Here is a 16,931-nt window from a genome sequence, read left to right as displayed (position 1 = left end):
TCCGTGCGTGCACGTCGTCGCCGGGCGACGACGGGGCGTTTCGCGCGGCGGCCGGACAGCCGCTACGGTCAGGGATCGGCGGGATGCCACGCGAAGCGCGGACAAGCAATGCGTTCGTTCAGCATAGGCCGTCCGGCCCGCGCGTGCATGATCGCGATCAACGATCGCGAACGGTCGCGCGGCACCCTGCCCGCGCGGCTTACGACTTCGTCGGCATCGACGCAGCCGGACGGTTCGCGTAGAACAGCGTGTACGCGATGCCGAGCACCACGATCCACACCGGCCCGATCACGAGCGCGACGCGCGTATCGGGCGTGAACGCCATCAGCACGACGACCAGCACGAGAAAGCCGAGCGCGACGAACGAACCGAGCGGAAAGAGCGGCACGCGGATCGGCAGGCGCGCGATCTGGTCGGCCGACAGCGTGCGACGAAAACGCATCTGCGCGATCAGGATGACGCACCACGTCCAGATCGCGCCGAACGTCGACACCGACGTGAGCCACGTAAACACGTGCTGCGGCGCGAGATAGTTGAGTAACACGCCGATCAGCAGTAGCGCGACCGACACGGCCACGCCATACACGGGCACGCCGCTGCGGTTCACGCGACCGAGCGCGGCCGGCGCCTGGCCCTGCTGCGCGAGGTTGTAGAGCATCCGCGCGGTGCTGAACAGGCCGCTGTTGCACGACGACAGCGCCGCGGTCAGCACGACGAAGTTGATGATGCCGGCGGCGGCCGGAATGCCGAGCCGGGAGAACGTCATCACGAACGGGCTGCCCTGCGTGCCGATCTGGTCCCACGGATAGAGCGACATGATCACGAACAGCGCGCCGATGTAGAAAATCAGCACGCGCCAGAACACCGAATTCACGGCCTTCGTCAGCGACTTCTCCGGATTGCGCGCCTCGCCAGCCGTGAGGCCGAGCATCTCGACGCCGAGATACGCGAACATCACGATCGGCAGCGCGGCGATCACGCCGTTGATTCCGTTCGGCATGAAGCCGCCGTGCGACCACAGGTTCGAGATGCCGGTCGCGATGCCGCCGTTGCCGATGCCGAACGCGATCATCAACCCGCCGCCGACGATCATCAGCACGATCGTGACGATCTTGATCAGCGCGAACCAGAATTCGAATTCGCCATACAGTTTGACCGCGATGAAGTTCACCGAGCCCATCGCCAGCAACGCCGCGAGCGCCCAGATCCAGTTCGGCACGCCGGGAAACCACATGTGCATGTAGACGCCGACCGCGGTGATTTCCGCCATGCAGGTGACGATCCACACGAACCAGTAGGTCCAGCCGGTCAGATAACCGGCGAGCGGGCCGAGGTAGTCGCGCGCATAGCGGCTGAACGCGCCGGCGACCGGATTGGTGATCGCCATCTCGCCGAGCGCGCGCATGATCAGGAAGATCGCGAGGCCGCCGAGCAGGTAGGTCAGCAGGATGGCCGGGCCGGCCGTGCGGATCGCGGTGGCCGAGCCGAGGAACAGGCCGACGCCGATCGTCGCGCCGAGCGCCATCAGGTTGATGTGGCGTTCTTCCAGCCCGCGGTGCAACTGGTCTTCAGGTTGTTTCAAATTCGTCTCCTGGCAGCCGCGAGCGGGCCGCCGTCATTGTGTCGATGACCATGCGCGACCGTTCATGCCGATTTTTGGCAGCCGAAAACGAAATAATCCCCGCTGTCGATTTCCGAATGGGAAACGACACGGATGCCGCGTCAATTCGGTTGGAATTGGCGCGGATTATCCGTATTTCACGGAACAAGCCGGAAAAACGGATCGGGCCTTTCACGGAATACACCCGAACGGCCCGCGCGACGCGGCTGTGCGCCTGACGAGCGATAACGGGATCCATCGCTTTCGGCGCGAATGACCGCGCGTCGAATGTGCACAATCAAGCGCACGCAATATGCAGGCGGGATTATAGGGAGGATCGGCGGTTTCACGCCAGGCGATTTTGGGGAAAATCGCGGTGGGTGAAAGTGGTGGTTGGATTGGAGGGCGCGGAATACAACGCTAGATCGCAACGGGCGTCACGATCCCGCTCAAAATTGGGCCGTCATCTGAAATCCGACCGTCACACGCGCAGTGGGAAAACCGGACGGCTTGTAGACCGGCGTACCGGCGAACAGGTCGTAACCGTAGCCACCGAAACGCGTCGCGACGCTGCCCTTGACGCCAATTACGGCACCGGCCAACTGCGTACCGACCAACGCAACCGGCTGCGGCCCCCAAACGCGGCCGTAATCCAATCCTGCATAAATCGCCTGTCCGGTCTGTCCGATCGGCATCTGCAGCTCGTTGCGCCAGTAGAAACCGCGTGCCGCTGCCAGCATCGTTTCGCCGTCGAAACCGCGAACTGTATAGCGACTGCCGATCGTCAAGTCATCGATGTAGTACAGCGAGTTCCCGGTATATTGGCCGTGGATGCTCGTCACGTATCGGAACGGCTGCTTCGCGATCGCGAACGGCACCGACAGGTTCGCATCGAGTACCGCCATCTTGAAGCGGTAAGTAGGACCGCCACCGGCAGCGAGAATGTCGTCCTGCGCACCCAGGCCCGCGACGCCCTGTCGGTACGCCAGCGTGCCGTCGAACTGCGCCCCGTCGAAGTAATGGCGGTCAGTCAGGCCGAATTCAACGAACGTGTTGTTGCGACGCTGCTGTGGGATTTCCGTATCTTCGACGAAGCTCTGGCCGAAGCGACGGGACAAGCGGACATAGCCGCCGAATACGTCGTTCTGGCTACGGGCAAGCACTCGGGCAAGCTTGAAATCGATCGTCTTCGAATTGCCGCTTGCAACGAATGTTTGATTCACGCCAGCGATTTGCTGGTAGTACGTGTTCGTGTAGGCCGATAACGTCGCGGTCCAGTCACCCCACGGGATCGAGTAGAAGCCGTTCCAGCCGTGCGAACCAAGGCGGTTGTCGCCAAGTTCGAGGTCTTGGCTCACGCCGACGTTGAAGATGTCGTTTAGCCCGAGCGGGTTATCGATGCCGATCGACAGGTTGCCTTGCAGCTTGCCGGTCGCGCGCGTGCCCGAGTTGTCGATCGACGCCACCACAGTCCACGGTTTGCCGCGTTTCACGTCGAGCACGACATCGCTTTCGCCCGGTACGTCGCCCGGAACGATCTGCATCGAGACGTCTTGACTCTGTACGCGCTTCATCTGCTCCAGACCTTGCTCGAGGTCGCGCAGGTTCAACAGTTCGCCGTCGCGCGTCGGGAATGCGGTTTTCCATGTGCCACGCAGTTTTTCATCGGCGAAGCGCACGTGTCGGATCACGCCGGGAATCAGCGAGACTTTCAACGTACCGGACGACAAATCCTGTTCGGGGAGCAGCACGCGCGTCGTGATGTAGCCGCGCGAAAGAATGTGTTGCGACAGCGCCTTGATGAGCACATCAAGCCCTTGCTTGCCAACGCACTGCCCCGTATAGTGTTCAAGCCATTCACGCGCGAACGCGAAGCGATCCATGGGCAGTACGGACGCGCCTCGCGCCTTCACGCCCTCCGGCAGCGAATCGGGAACGTCGACCGTAAAACGATCAATGCGGAAGCACGGTGTTTCGGTCGGAAGCTGTGGGTAGCCTGCGCTCGCCGCGACACTCGAACGACCCCCCGGCGCGGAAACGATTCGCTCCCGCTCCCGCGCTTCCTCCTGCTGACGTGCCTGTTGTTCGTTACCAAGCGGCTGTACCGACTGTGCCATCGCACAGGTCGATGCGATAAGCAACGACCCCGCAACAAGGCTACCCCCTCGGATTTTCTTCTTCATGTATTTGATTCTCTCGATTACGCGTACCGCGTGATCATCCAGACCCCAATCAGGATGACGACAGCGCCGACGACCTGCATCGGCCGCAACAGGTATTCGTGTAACGCGGTGAACGACAACACCACGAGCATGGAAATCGCCACCATCGCCGGATACGCGACGCCTAGCGTTGTTTTGCGCAGCGCGATTGCGTAAAGGAGGAACCCGACACCGTAGGCACCTATGGCCGCCCCACGGGCGATCCATGGCAACACGCTCGATTCACCCAGTGCGATTCCCTTGAGCGCCGCAACGCGGAGCAATATGCTCGCGAGACCACCGAAAAAGCCACTTGCGACGACGATCAGCCCGTTCACCGCGCGGCCTCCGTCACTACTTCCACATCTGGTCGGTGACTGGCGTTTGTGCGGGTGTCATCGGATGCGCCCGTGTTCCCATCAAAAATCATATTGAAACGATTCGCGCCATGGAGCGCGATCAGCACGATGGCGGGAAAGACGACCGAAAAGTTTCGCGCCTCATCGCGGTAGCCGAAGAAGAAGAACAACACCAGCACCGGCAGGAATGCCGCAAAAAAATAGATACGGTATCGATGTGGCGTCGCGCGCCACGCCGAGCCGAAGAACACCGCAAGCGGGACAAGCATCAGCGGATTTTCGAGACTTGGCGTAAAGATGCCTTTGCCGATCAGGTTGTAGAACGACAGGTAAGACAAGGGATTAAGCCAGAATTTCAGGTTATCCCACACGTGAAATTCGACGAAACCACCTGCATTCGCGTCGTAGCCGCTCATGATGAAATGGCGCGTGCTCACGCAGATCACAAGCTGCAGCACCAGCCAACCGACTCGTTTCAATACCGGAACGTCGCGCTCGTGCAGGAAAAATAGCGCGAGCGGGACAAGGAAGAACGTTTCCTTGTTCAGGGAGAAGATGGAAACCATCAACGTGCATGCCAGCATCCGCTTCTTCAACAGGAAATAGCAGGCACCGAGTACGCCGAGCAGTTCGAAAAAGTCATAGTAGTAACCGCCCTGCTGAAACGTGAGCGGATAGACGAAGCCGAACGCCGCCAGAAAGCCAACGGATCGCCCGAAGTTCAGGCCGTGTAGTCTGGCGAGCTTGTAGACCAGCAACAGCGCGAACAGCGTCGACAACACGATCGCGATGTACGTCAGGTGATAGACGAGCGCCACGATCGGTGTCCAATATTCGTCCGGCACACTTGTGAAATAGGCGTTGTGCAGCGAATCATGTCGTTTGATCGATTTGAAAAGCTTTTCCTGCTTCTCCTGCCCAAGCCGCTCGGCTATCCATTTTGCGGCTCGCGGGAACGACGAGCGATAGACATACGGCTTCGGTGCCTCGCCGTTCATCATGCCGACGAGACTGTAGCTGGTTGCAAAATCCCCTTTCTGGTCGTCACGAAAGCCCCACTTCAGCAACATGCTGTTGGTGATGTTTCCCGCGCATACGAACAGCAGCACATAGACGATGGCGAAGCGGCAGAACGCCAGCACGCGGTTTCGGTTTTTTTCGGTCATAGGAACTGTGCCGCTCACGGAGCTGGCAAGAAGTGAGCGGCCAGGACGATCACCACCATGATGCAAAGCATGCTGAAGCTACCGCGATTCTCGAGAATATGGACTATCGGATCGTCGTGCATCGTGCCACGCACTGTTGCGATCCATAGACGACCGAACAGGTAGATCAACCCGATCTGCACGAACCAGAGAAGGTGCGGAACCGTGTAACGAGCTACCGTTTCCGGGGCATTGATGAACAGACCAAATACGACCACCGCAGCAAGGGAAGCACCGATGCCAAACGGCCAAAGGACTTCGAGGTCACCTACTCGATAATCCCGACCAGCCGTTGCGCTTTTTTCACTCTGGCGCAAGAACACCAACTCGGAGCAACGTTTCACGAGCGCGAGGCTGAGAAAAGCAAACACGGAGAATGCAAGGAGCCATCGACTCACCATAATTTCCGCTGCAACTGCTCCGGCGACGATTCGGTACGTGTACAGCAATGACAGAACGACCACATCGAGTAGCACGATCGACTTCAAGCGCCAACTGTACGCGGTCGTCAGGAACAGATAGAGCACGAACATGCCTGTAAATTCGGCTGACACAGCCAACGCCAATGCAAACGCCAATGTCAGCAGTACCGCTGCGCACGCGATGCCCTGACTGATCGACAACACCGCGCTCGCAAACGGACGATTGCGCTTTCTTGGATGTCTGCGGTCACTGTCCAGATCCCAAAGATCGTTGCCGATGTAGGTTGCCGACGCGCCAAGCGACATTGACAAGAACGCCAGTGCGAGCACGCCGACTTTGTCGACATCAAGGAATGCAAAGGCCGTCAGCAATGGGACGAACAGCAGCAGGTTCTTTAGCCACTGGTGAACACGCAGGGCCTTGCACCATGTGGAGAACGTTGCACGTACATTCGTGAACTCGTGTTCGATGGGAACGTGGCTGCGAACATCGGCGGCGACATCACACGAAACGCCAGCAAGTATGGCACCTCTCGCGCCGGCCCAAATCGGCAAATCAACTTTGCTGTCACCCGCATACACGAAGTCGTCGCCGATCTGCTCGCGAATACAGGCCAGTTTCGCCTCCCCCTCGAGATTCGTGTCGCCACTGGTAGCGATGACACGATCGAACAAGCCGAGATGCGTGCTCACACGCTCGGCGATCGAACAATGTGCGGCAGTTGCAAGCACGATTTTTCGACCGCTCTCGCGTTCGCGGGTGAGGTAGTCGATGAGCGACTTCCGATATGGAATTGTTTCCGCTCGAAAATCCGCATGCTCTGCGACCTCGGCCTTGAAGGCGGCGCGGCCGCCCGCGAGCCAAAAAGGCAGGCGCAGTAGGTTTGCAGGCTTTCGCTTGACGACACGTATCACGGATTCCATCAAGGTATCCGAAGTTGTCAACGTGCCGTCAAGATCGACCACAAGTGGAAATTTCCTGGTCTCTCGCATTTCTTGTGATTCAACTTAAACGGGGTGCCATACTGCACATATTCGTCATTTCGCCAAAAATTCCCGCCCCCCTCAAATACCCCGGAACCTCACAATCCAAAAAAAGTAGGCGTGCCACGGCCAAATCCAATAAGCACTTTCAATCCATTGGCGATACATAAAATGCCACAAATACATTAGCTGCTACGCCTTAACGTATTCTCCAATAGTAACAAATACCTCACCCGCGTCATTTTCCAGGATGACCGTAGCCCTGGCTTCCTCATCTGGAAAATTCTGAATGATTCGACTATCCCACAATCCCGCTATGAGTGCCGCTAGGTCCTTTGCATTATCGAACGAAATTCCTCGAAAAATATCCGTAATCTCCACCATATTTATCCACGGCTGCGCCTGCCGAGGACTCATCCCACTATTTCGATACTCTTTGTATCGCTCGCCATCAAACCAGTCCGAGGCTACGATAATGCCATCAAGCATAATCATCCGTGGCGCAAAAAATCGACCCATACAGAGCGTAAAATCTTGAGGCAATGAAACCTTCGCGAAAACTGCATGTACGAAGTCCAAAACAGAGAATTTTCCTCCGTTTGCTTTGACAAAAGCGTCGTATTTCCAATCTTCCACATTCATTTCACTTCCCCTTTGGAATTTCATTGGGTCTAGCCGGTCGAACTACACCTTTCCCCACAAAGACCGTGCCGTCCGGAGCCACGTTAATGGTCGTCTCTTTAACATTCGGACGCGGTATTCCCCCGTGATCTTGCCCGGAGCCACGATACTGCATCGAGGTTCCGTCGCCGTTATACGTGGTGTACTGTCCGTCAGGTCCAGGCCGCTCTATGATTGTATGGGGTAATCCCTCGGCTTCCTGCAAAGGGGCAGGTGGCTTGTTTCGTGATTTCCCATTCGTATTAGAATTACTGTTAGCATTTTCGGCGTTTCCGCTGTTCAACATCACGTTCCCGGGCCCATAGCCGGCCCCTCTCGACTGGACCGTCGGCCCGCCCGCCCCTTCGCCAACGAATACCAATCCCGGACTCGCCGTAGGCGGCTTACCGCCACCAAACCCACTAATCGCGTTCAGCCCGTTCGCTATACCCTGAAATATCAGATCAAGCGCTGTCGTTTTCTTCCGGGGCGTGCCTTGCCCACTGGCCTCTTCAAGCGTGTCCGTATCCGTGTGGTTCCACTGGTTGTACAGGTTCACATTCGAAGCAGTAGCCGCGCCCGCTGTTCCTCCGACCAGCCCACCCAACGCACCAATGAGCAAGTTCCCTGACACCTTTCCGGCAAGGGTCGAATCCGTCGCACCAGCCACCGCATTTGCGGCCTGCTTCGTCTGATCGGCTAGCAACGCTGCCAGTCCCGCCCCAGCCGCCCCCTGCGCCGCGCTCCCGACTCCGCCGCCACCCAAGCCACCGATCAGCGCACCGCCTGCTATGTGCAGATAAAGTCGATTAGTTCCGCCTTCGTCCCAAGAATCCGCTTCAGCTTGATAGGCGGCTTGCGCCGTCGTATCGCCTGCCAGCTTGGCCGCATCGGCAGCGTGTTGGGCTTCCTTCTGCTTCATATCCGCGTAAGCGCCGATGCCTTGCGCGACGACCTGTCCTGCAGCTTGCGCAGCGTTCATCGTATCGGCTTGCTTATCCAGCAGATTCTGCACGTCCGGTGTTTTCGATACCGTTCCGTTCAGGTTCGACGTGTCGCGGCTCAGGTTTGCCACGTCTTGCGTCTGACCCGCCGGGTTCGTGATGTGGATCGTGCCCACGCTCACGCCGCTTCGTGTGGTCGCGCTCTCACTACCGCTATCCGACTGCGAAATCATCGGCGTCACGCCGCCCGCACCGCTGACCGACCCCGGTCCGATCGACTTCCCGGTGACACCAACGCCTGCGCCCGCGCTAAAACCGCTGCTATCCGCGTTGTAGGTCGAATGGTTTTCGATATCGCGATAGGTCAGTGTACCTGTCGTCAGCGTGTTTTTCGACGGATCGGCCGTGCTGGCGATTGCCGCGCCCGTCAGGTCCGTATTGCCCTTGACGTTTACATTGAACCCGCCCTCGCCTGCCTGAATCCCGGCCTGTTCGTTCACGGCCGCGTAATTGCCGTTCGCGTTTCCGTGCGACGAACTGAAGCTGGCACTCCCCCCCATCGTGCTGACGCTGATGCCGCCTCCCGCACTACTTTGATGCGCGCTGCTGACGGTCGTGTCCTGCACACTGCGCATGTTCAGATTGCCGCCCACGTCCGCAGTGACGGTGCGGCCCGACACGGTCGAGCCGATCACATTCGTATCGCCACCGCTAACAAGCGTCACGCTATTCGCACCGGTCACGTGCGAATTGTTCTGCATCGCGGCATCACTGTTGCCGTCGCCGTGTGCGCGCGACATTGCGGCCGATACTCCGATACCGTTCGTGCCAATCGACACGCCGACGCTGGCGCTTGACGACGAATTCGAACTACGCGTCGAATCGGTGTTCGTCGTGTTCTTCAAGTCAATCTGATTCTTCGCGACCAGCAACACATCGTTGCCCGAGACATTCGAACCGGTCACCGTGATATTGCCGCTGCCCGGCGTACCGTTGCCCGTCGCAATCAGCGATGTAGTACCGCCAGCGCTGACGCTCGATCCGCGTTGCGTCGTCTGATTTTCCGACGTATCGAGTCTGCTATGACTCGATCCGACACTGACTTGAACACCGATGCTCGGCGTGCCGCCGCCCGCAAGCGCACCGCCTGTCAAACCAGCTACACCCATCGCTGCATTACCTGCCGCTGCAATCGCGTGCAGGGCCGTCGCACGACTGTCGCCAGCACCACTCTTTGCCGCCTGCGCCTGTTGATACGCACCGTTGATCGCGTCGCCGATGCTGCCCGACAAGCCAAGCGTGACGCCACTGCTACTGGTCGTCTCGCTATGAGTCTTTTTACTGGTGTCCGTTGCCGAATCGATCGCGACATTCGACGCTACGCCGGTCAAATTCTTCCCGGCGATCAAGTCGCTACCTGTCACGTGCAACGTATCGCCAGCCTTGATATTCAGAGTGCCATCGAGCGATCCAATCGTGCTCGCGTTGTTCGTGACGGACGAAGCATGATCCGTGTCAGTCTTTTTCTGCGTGCCAATACTCACGCTCAAGCCGCTGGTGCCGATACCCGAATGCGTTTCGTGATAGTAGCTGTCCTGCGTGACCGTATCCTTGGACGTGGTGATGTTGACGTTGTTCGCCGCCGAGAGATTGACATCGTTCGTCCCGACGACCGTGCTACCTTGAACGGTCAGGTCACGGCCTGACTGAATGTTGACCGTATTACCCGACACGGTGCTGCCGACACCGACATTCGCCTGCGTATTCTGCATCGAATCGGTTTTCGTGCTGCTGACGAAGCTGCCGCGTTGGACCTGCACCGACTGGTACTTGTCGTGTTCCTCGCGGGCCTCGTTCACCGTGACGTTGCCCGTTGCAACGATGTTCGCCGCACCAATGCCGTTCTCGACGCCGTTCGTCATACCTGCCGTCAGCGACGAACCTGTCAGCGTGACGTTGCCTTTCGACCCATCGGTGCTAGCCGCGCCGAGCGCCGCATTGCCGCCTGCCGTGAATTGCGTGCCAACAGCGTGCTCGTCGTAGTTGTGATCAACTTCCTTACGCGTCTTGCTGTCCGCCGCCACATTGTCGAGCTTCGCGGTATCCGTGACCGTCGTTGCCGTCAAATTCCCGCCTGCAAGCGCAGACAAGTCTTTTCCGGCGGATACAGTCGCGCCCTTCAGCGTCATGTCGTTGCCGCTTTGCATCCCCAAGCTGCCGCCTGCGGTGATGCCGCTCGTTACGTTCTTCGTCGTGGAATCTTCCCAATGATGCTGATCATTCAGATACATCGATTGGTTCGTCGTGGACTGAACCGTATCGACGTTGATATCCCGACCCGCCGTCACCAGTGCATCGCCGCCCGCCGACAAATTCGCGCCGTGAATGCTCAAATCGCGCGCGGCGTGAACGGACAGATCACCCGTTGCCGCAATCGTGCCTTGCTGGCCAATCAGACTCGTACTGACCTTGCTTGCGCCCGACGTGCCGGTTGCGCCAACTGTGTCGACCAACGTTGTATTGACAATATCGCGACCGGCCGACACTGCGACCCGATTGCCGGTAATCATCCCCGACGCATTCACGACATCATTGCTCGCCGAAACGACCGTCGTGCCGTTCGTGCCGCTGCTCGAAATCGCACCGCCACGATTCAAAATATCCGTCGCCGTCAGGACCGTTTTCGTTCCGCCCTTGATCACGCCGGAATTCGTTGCGCTACCCGTCGCATGAATTTCCACATCGTCCGCCGCGATCAACGCGCCAGTCGGTTGCAGGTCGTTCGCGTGTGTCTGCGCCATGTAGACGACAGGCGCCAGCACGTGCGTCGTGCTGCCGTTCGGCAACGTTACCGTCTGATCGACCAGCCATACGATATCGCTCGTCAGCGCATCCATCTGCGCGGCCGTCAGCGCCATCCCCGGCACCAGGCCGAACTCTTTTGCGTAGTTCGCCCCGTTCGTCATCAGCGCACGATATTCATCCTCGGCACTCGCGTAACCCGGCAAGAACGTGCGCCCCGTCAGTTGCGTGATCTGATTGCGCACCATCTGCTGCTCGTACATCCCGTCACCCAAGCGCTTCTCGATACTCGCCGGATTCAGGTTCAACTGGCCGAGCATGTAGTCGCTCGAAATGAAGTTCGTATAGCTCGTCAGGCGTGGATCGGTCACGATCAGATACGGCTGACCAGGTGCGTCGTGAATCGAATAAAGACCGCTCGTCGGCAACGTGATCGGCAGTGCGCCCGACGCATTCGCGACCGATTGTTGTGCGCCAACCGGTGTCGATGAGCCGCCTGCGGCTCCAACCGGCGTCAACTTGCCACCGGATACGCCCTCATTGGTCGAATTATTTCCAAGCGTGCCGCCGGTTGCGCCAGTCGAAGAATTCTGCGCGGCAACGTTCTGGTTGTTGACATCCTTTGCGTCGATGATCACCGACTGGTTGGCGATGATCGTGCCGCCCGTGCCGCCGATGGCAACCGGTGTATACACCTTCGAAGGCTGAACGATCGTGCCGCGATCCTGCGTCGTATCCTCGTTCCACGCGTACATCGATACGATGTTGTCGGTCTGATACTGATACAGCGTCCGCCCGACGTTGTTCACGACCGTGCCACCGTAGCTGCCTGAACCTGCACTGCCGGACACATCCGAATCGCCGATCTTGATCGACCCGCCCGCCGCAATCGAACTGTATTCGTTGTTGATCGTGCCGACGTTCTTCATCACGATGTTGTTGCCTGCCACGAGTTGCGCTTGCTGCGCCTGGCTTGCAATCTTGTCCTGCTGAACCGTGGTCGTCGTGTCGCGCCAGATTTCGACACGCTGATAGCCATTGTGGCCATCGCTACGCGTCGTGTATTCCGTATCCGGAACGTAGTTGACGTGCGGATCGTACGCATCCCAGTAGTTGACCGTCACCGTACCGTCCGCGTGGGTCGTCAGCGTGTTGTAGTAAATCGTCTGCTGCTTGCCGTTCACGTTCACGACCAATACCTTGTCGGTCGCGTTCGGTCCGGACGTTTCCGATACAACCTGCGAAGGGCTATAGGTGGAGGTGAGCGGCGTCTTGTAGCCGTTCACCCACATTGCCTGCGAGCACCCGCCGTTCGGGTCCGCATTCATCGTCGCGCACACGATGTACTTCTGACGCTTGGTTTCGTGTTTACTCGTCGTGCTCGTGGTTTCAGTGGTCACCACCGGAGCCGGACGCGTGTTCGTGAACGTACCAGCCGCGAGTTCGATACTGCCTTGTGCTTCGATCGTGGACTGATCGTTCAAGACATTTTGCGTACGGTTCGCGAGAAACCCGTCCGCGTCGCGCTGACCGTTCGCGGCGATATTGATGTCGCCAACGCTGAAGACATTCGCGCCGCCCGTGTTCGACAACTGGTTGGACGCGTACAAATTCACCCGTTCGGCTGCGGCGATCACCGCCGCTGCACCGGTATTGGTGATCGTGCTCGCATTAGCGGTCACTTCACGGCCGATGATCGTCGCGGTGTTGTTCAGCGTCGTGCTGTTGGTCGTAACCGTATCGCCTTCGATGCGACCTGCGTTATCGATCGTGCCGCCGTTGGCATTGATTGTCGTCGTGCCGGAATTCAGATCGGCGCCCGCTTGGTTCTCCACGGTCGCGGCATTCACCGTCAGCGCGCCGTTGGCATCCAGCACGCCTTGGTTCGTCAGCTTACCCGACGTGGAAAACGTGAGGTCGCCGTTTGCGTGCAGCTTGTTCGCCATGGTCTGCGTGTAGTCGCTACCGAGCGTCACCGCACCGTTTCGGCCTGCTACGATCGATCCGTCACCGCTCAACGCGCTCGCGGTCAACGTCAGGTCCTGATCGCTGCCGATAACGCCGTTCTGGTTGGCAAACGTGCCGGTCTGGATTGAAATACTGCCGCCGCTGCCTGCGTCGTTGCCGATTTTTCCGGACTTGTTGTCGATCGACGCCGTGTTCAACGACAGTGCGCCGTTTGCACGAATCGATCCGGCCTGATTCGACAACGCAGCGTTTGCCGCGCTCAGCTCGAGGTTGTTCGCGGCCGACAGCACGCCACTCGCATTATTCACGTTGTTTGTGACGTTCAAGGTCAGATCGTGGCCGGAAAGCGTCTGACCGCCTTGTGCATTCGTGAGCGTTTGGGTGGTCAGCGTAACATCGCCATTACCGCCGATCGTGCCCGCTCCCGCTTTGCCGGACGCGTTCGTGTTCGTGATCGATGCACCGCCGTCGATCGTCGTTGCACCGCTGCCGATATTCGCGATACGTCCGTCGCTGTTGTCGACGTTGCTCCCCGACAGCGCGAGCGTCGAATTCGTGCCGTTCGCTTCGATTTGCCCTGCGCTGTTGTTGATCGCGCCTTGTGCTCGCAGCGACAGATTCCCGTTCGCCTGAACAAGGCCGGCTGCATTCGTGATTGCGCCGTTCGACTGTACCGAAAGCGCTTGTCCAGCCAGCAGCGATCCGCTGGAATTGTCGACGCTGCCCGCCGACACGGAAACGGCTCCGTTGCCGCCAATCGTACCGCCCGCCGTATTCGTCAGCGCATTTGTCGTCCCAACCGACAGCGCGCTCGTGCCCACGTTTTTAAGCGAGCCGCCATCATTGGCGAGACTGTCGGCCGTCACGGAAACGCCGTTGTTCGCTTCGAGCGTGCCCGCACGGTTATCGACAGCGCCTTGAGCCTTCAGCGTAATGCTGTCCGCACCGATGTAGCCGCCCGCATGGTTATCGAGCGACTGCACATCGAGCGTCGCCTGTCGCTGCGCGGCGAGCGTACCTGCGCTATTCGATACGGCTGCAGCTTTCAGGCTCAACGCGCCATTGGTCGCGATCGTGCCGCTTTGGTTCGACAAAGCGCCGGTCGAAATCGACAGCGCACCGCTTCCGGCGTGAGTAATTTTCCCGTGGTCGTTGATCAGCGTCGCGGGCGTCAGGTTCAGGTCGGTGCTGTTGGTCTGAATAACGCCGTTGCTTGAATTATCAAGTGTGTTCGAGACGGCAACATTCATTGCGCCGGTCCCGGTTTGTGTAATGGTGCCGCCGTGGTTCGATAAATTCGTCGCCCCGAGCGACAACTGCGCTGCCTGTACCGAACCCGCATCGTTGCTCAGCGTCGCGGCATTCACGGTCGCGAACTGTCCGGCCGTGATGCTGCCCGAACCGTTCGTCAACTGCGCACCCGCTTTGATCACTGCGTTTTGCGCAGCCGACAACGTCCCGCTGCCGTTGTCGAGGGATTGCGTGTCGACATTCAGATTCGTTTGCGCACTGACCGCGCCACGGTTCACGACGCTGCCCGATTGAATCGCCACGCCGCCGTTGCCACCAATGACACCGCCTTGGGCGCCAAGTGCGGTCGTACCGGCAGCATTCGTCAGTTGCCCCGTCGTGGCAATGGACAGACCGTCCGAATTCAGCGACGTCACGCGACCTGCGCTGTTGTCCAGCGAGCTTGCCGAAATATTCATTCCGGCCGCGCTCTGGATCGTGCCCTGGTTGTTCGCGATTGCGCCGCCGCGCACCTGCATCGCACTTTCAGAAACCAGCGTGCCGCCCTGATTCGCGATTGAGCCGTTCGACTGCACGTTCAGCGGACCTTGCGCCGAGATCTTGCCGCTTTGATTCGAAATGCTGCCTGCGGTCAACGTTGCGTTGGCTTGGCTCGACAGCGTGCCGCGATCGTTGATCAACGCACCCGCTGCGTTCGCATTGAGCGCGCCCTGCGCACTCGTTGTCGCATTCGAGAGGTTCAAGTCCCCGGCGCTTGCGTTCAGCGACACGTTACCGTTCGCCCTCGTCTGGCTACCCGCGAGGCTCACGGCAGCACCTGAAATCGACGCGCTCCCGCCCGCAACGTTCTGCCCGGTCGCCGTCAATTGGCCGGTGCTCGACAGATTCAGATCGCCGCTTTTCCCGACGGAACCATCGCTATTGACACCTGCGCCCAGCATTCCCGTCGAATTGATGGTGCTCGCGTTGAGCGTCGTATTCTGTTGCGCTGCGAGCGTGCCGCTGTTCGACAACGTACCGGCTGCTGAAACGTTTGCACTCTGTTGCGCATACGTCGTGCCGCTGTTTTGAATACTATTTGCGGTTGCCGTGAGATTTCCGCTCGCAGTCGTCTTGCCCGTGAGTACGAGCTGGCCGTTGGATTGCAGCGTCAGGTCGCCCGCTTGTGCCGCGATCGTCCCGGCGTTCGCGACACCGACGCCGTTCTCGTTCGATATGAGAAAGACCCTGTTCGCGTACATGCCGCCGAGCTGGCTCACGTCGATTGCGATCGCCGGTGCCGCACCATCGCCAGAGATCGGCGTAGCCGCCAGCGTGTCGTGGTTGACTTGGTTCGCACCTGCGACGACGTTCAGATTCTTTGCGTAAATGGCTGCATTGGCCTGCACTGCACGCGAAATTAAGTCAACCTGATCGACATTCGATGCATTCAGGCCAGCACCGCTTACAGAAATCAGGCCGCGCGATACGTTGAATCCACCGAGCGAGCCGTCGGCACCGTAATACGGTGTGCCGGTCGTGAGAACGGCTTTCGACGTATTGATGAACCCGCCGCCGTCAACCTGAATACCGGCACTGTTCGACAGGATCACTTCGGCGCGATTGCCCGCGACCTCAACGTAACCTCGCAGTTGCGACGGCGCATTGCTGTTGACCTGGTTGACGATGATCCGCGCAGACTGGCCCGCACCGAAATTCGGGTTGCCGTTGATCATCCCCGCCTGTTGCGTGTTGACGATCGTCGGCGAGTTGTTCAGGATCGCGCCCGGCTTTTGTACGTCGAACTGGTTGTACGTGTTCACCGACACGCCAGCGCCTGACGGTGCGGCAATATTCACCTGCGGGATGCCGCTCTGCGTCTGAATGACATGAGTGCTCGTGCCCGGAGTCGGAGCGATTTGAGCGAAACTGAATAGCGGCACCCCAAACAGCAATGCAGCAGCCATCGCGATCGGCTGCCAAACGATCCGCAAGCGCGATAGCGCGCTCACGCCTTTGGAATTCCCGGCTGCATGCGGTGAACTACCGTTTTCCTGAACGACCATCATCGCGCCCCGCGCGCGATTGAACACAACCCGATAGCATTTCTTGTTCATTCTTCGTTGACGCGCACTGCGTTCCTGCTTGCAATCCGATTTGAATTCAGCGCCAATAGGACAGAACGTAATTCACTGTCTTGTCTTGAACGCGCTTGCAACGGATAGTCAGAACGACAGCGCCTCTCATGCGTGTCGCGATTGCGAGACGGCGCTCGCAGTGGGTCTCCTCTTATCCGCTGCGCGATCCTAGCAGAAGCAATCCCCGCACACTGTCAGAAATGATTAACGCGACACGAGGAGCATTGGCCTTCCCTGCTCCTGCAGGCGGAGATATTAAAAAATGCTGAAGAATTAATATTTTTATAATGTTTTCAGATTGTTAATTCTGAGGTGGGATGCAACTTTATTGGGATAGGTGCGACGCGGTTTTAGACACAGTGCCAATCGACCGAGCGCAGCTGAATGCTCCTGATATTGTTAGCCGAACCATTGCGAG

The 16,931-nt window shown here is 58.9% G+C and carries 8 protein-coding genes; all 8 read right to left on the bottom strand.

The window, feature by feature from the left end:
* Positions 1–199 precede the first annotated feature (199 nt).
* The 8 genes from JYG37_RS29480 to JYG37_RS29445 all read right to left on the bottom strand — a co-directional run bounded on the left by JYG37_RS29480 (position 200) and on the right by JYG37_RS29445 (position 16,492).
* A complete protein-coding gene (locus JYG37_RS29480) occupies positions 200–1,582 on the bottom strand; it encodes an amino acid permease (protein ID WP_050011048.1) in 1,383 nt (460 codons plus the stop codon).
* Positions 1,569–1,859, bottom strand: a complete 291-nt coding sequence (locus tag JYG37_RS29475) for a hypothetical protein (RefSeq protein WP_239468970.1) — start codon at positions 1,857–1,859, stop codon at positions 1,569–1,571. Before JYG37_RS29475 ends, JYG37_RS29480 begins: the two co-directional genes overlap by 14 nt.
* 190 nt (positions 1,860–2,049) lie before the next feature.
* A complete protein-coding gene (locus JYG37_RS29470; protein WP_249746109.1) occupies positions 2,050–3,717 on the bottom strand; it encodes a ShlB/FhaC/HecB family hemolysin secretion/activation protein in 1,668 nt (555 codons plus the stop codon).
* An 83-nt stretch (positions 3,718–3,800) separates the two neighbouring features.
* On the bottom strand, positions 3,801–4,139 hold the full coding sequence (locus JYG37_RS29465; protein ID WP_050011046.1) for a hypothetical protein: 339 nt from the start codon (positions 4,137–4,139) through the stop codon (positions 3,801–3,803).
* Positions 4,136–5,326, bottom strand: coding sequence for a hypothetical protein (locus JYG37_RS29460; protein ID WP_089489365.1), 1,191 nt, complete (start codon positions 5,324–5,326; stop codon positions 4,136–4,138). Before JYG37_RS29460 ends, JYG37_RS29465 begins: the two co-directional genes overlap by 4 nt.
* Positions 5,327–5,340: 14 nt before the next feature.
* Positions 5,341–6,780, bottom strand: a complete 1,440-nt coding sequence (locus JYG37_RS29455) for a UbiA family prenyltransferase (protein WP_050011044.1) — start codon at positions 6,778–6,780, stop codon at positions 5,341–5,343.
* A 183-nt stretch (positions 6,781–6,963) separates the two neighbouring features.
* Positions 6,964–7,413: a hypothetical protein gene (locus tag JYG37_RS29450; RefSeq protein WP_143328900.1), complete on the bottom strand. Its 450-nt coding sequence runs from the start codon at positions 7,411–7,413 to the stop codon at positions 6,964–6,966.
* Position 7,414: 1 nt separating this feature from the next.
* Positions 7,415–16,492, bottom strand: a complete 9,078-nt coding sequence (locus tag JYG37_RS29445) for a two-partner secretion domain-containing protein (protein ID WP_213346867.1) — start codon at positions 16,490–16,492, stop codon at positions 7,415–7,417.
* Positions 16,493–16,931 lie beyond the last annotated feature (439 nt).

Origin of the sequence: Burkholderia sp. LAS2 (assembly GCF_018417615.1) — a bacterium.
GTDB classification, from domain to species: Bacteria; Pseudomonadota; Gammaproteobacteria; order Burkholderiales; family Burkholderiaceae; genus Burkholderia; species Burkholderia sola.
Note: the sequence above shows the minus strand (reverse complement) of the source record. Positions and strands in the feature narration are given on the sequence as shown.

Coding starts and splice junctions, on each gene's coding strand:
- JYG37_RS29475 (WP_239468970.1), bottom strand. CDS start 1,859: ATGGATCCCGTTATCGCTCGTCAGGCGCACAGCCGCGTCGCGCGGGCC.
- JYG37_RS29470 (WP_249746109.1), bottom strand. CDS start 3,717: ATGGCACAGTCGGTACAGCCGCTTGGTAACGAACAACAGGCACGTCAG.
- JYG37_RS29460 (WP_089489365.1), bottom strand. CDS start 5,326: ATGACCGAAAAAAACCGAAACCGCGTGCTGGCGTTCTGCCGCTTCGCC.
- JYG37_RS29455 (WP_050011044.1), bottom strand. CDS start 6,780: ATGCGAGAGACCAGGAAATTTCCACTTGTGGTCGATCTTGACGGCACG.
- JYG37_RS29450 (WP_143328900.1), bottom strand. CDS start 7,413: ATGAATGTGGAAGATTGGAAATACGACGCTTTTGTCAAAGCAAACGGA.
- JYG37_RS29445 (WP_213346867.1), bottom strand. CDS start 16,492: ATGAACAAGAAATGCTATCGGGTTGTGTTCAATCGCGCGCGGGGCGCG.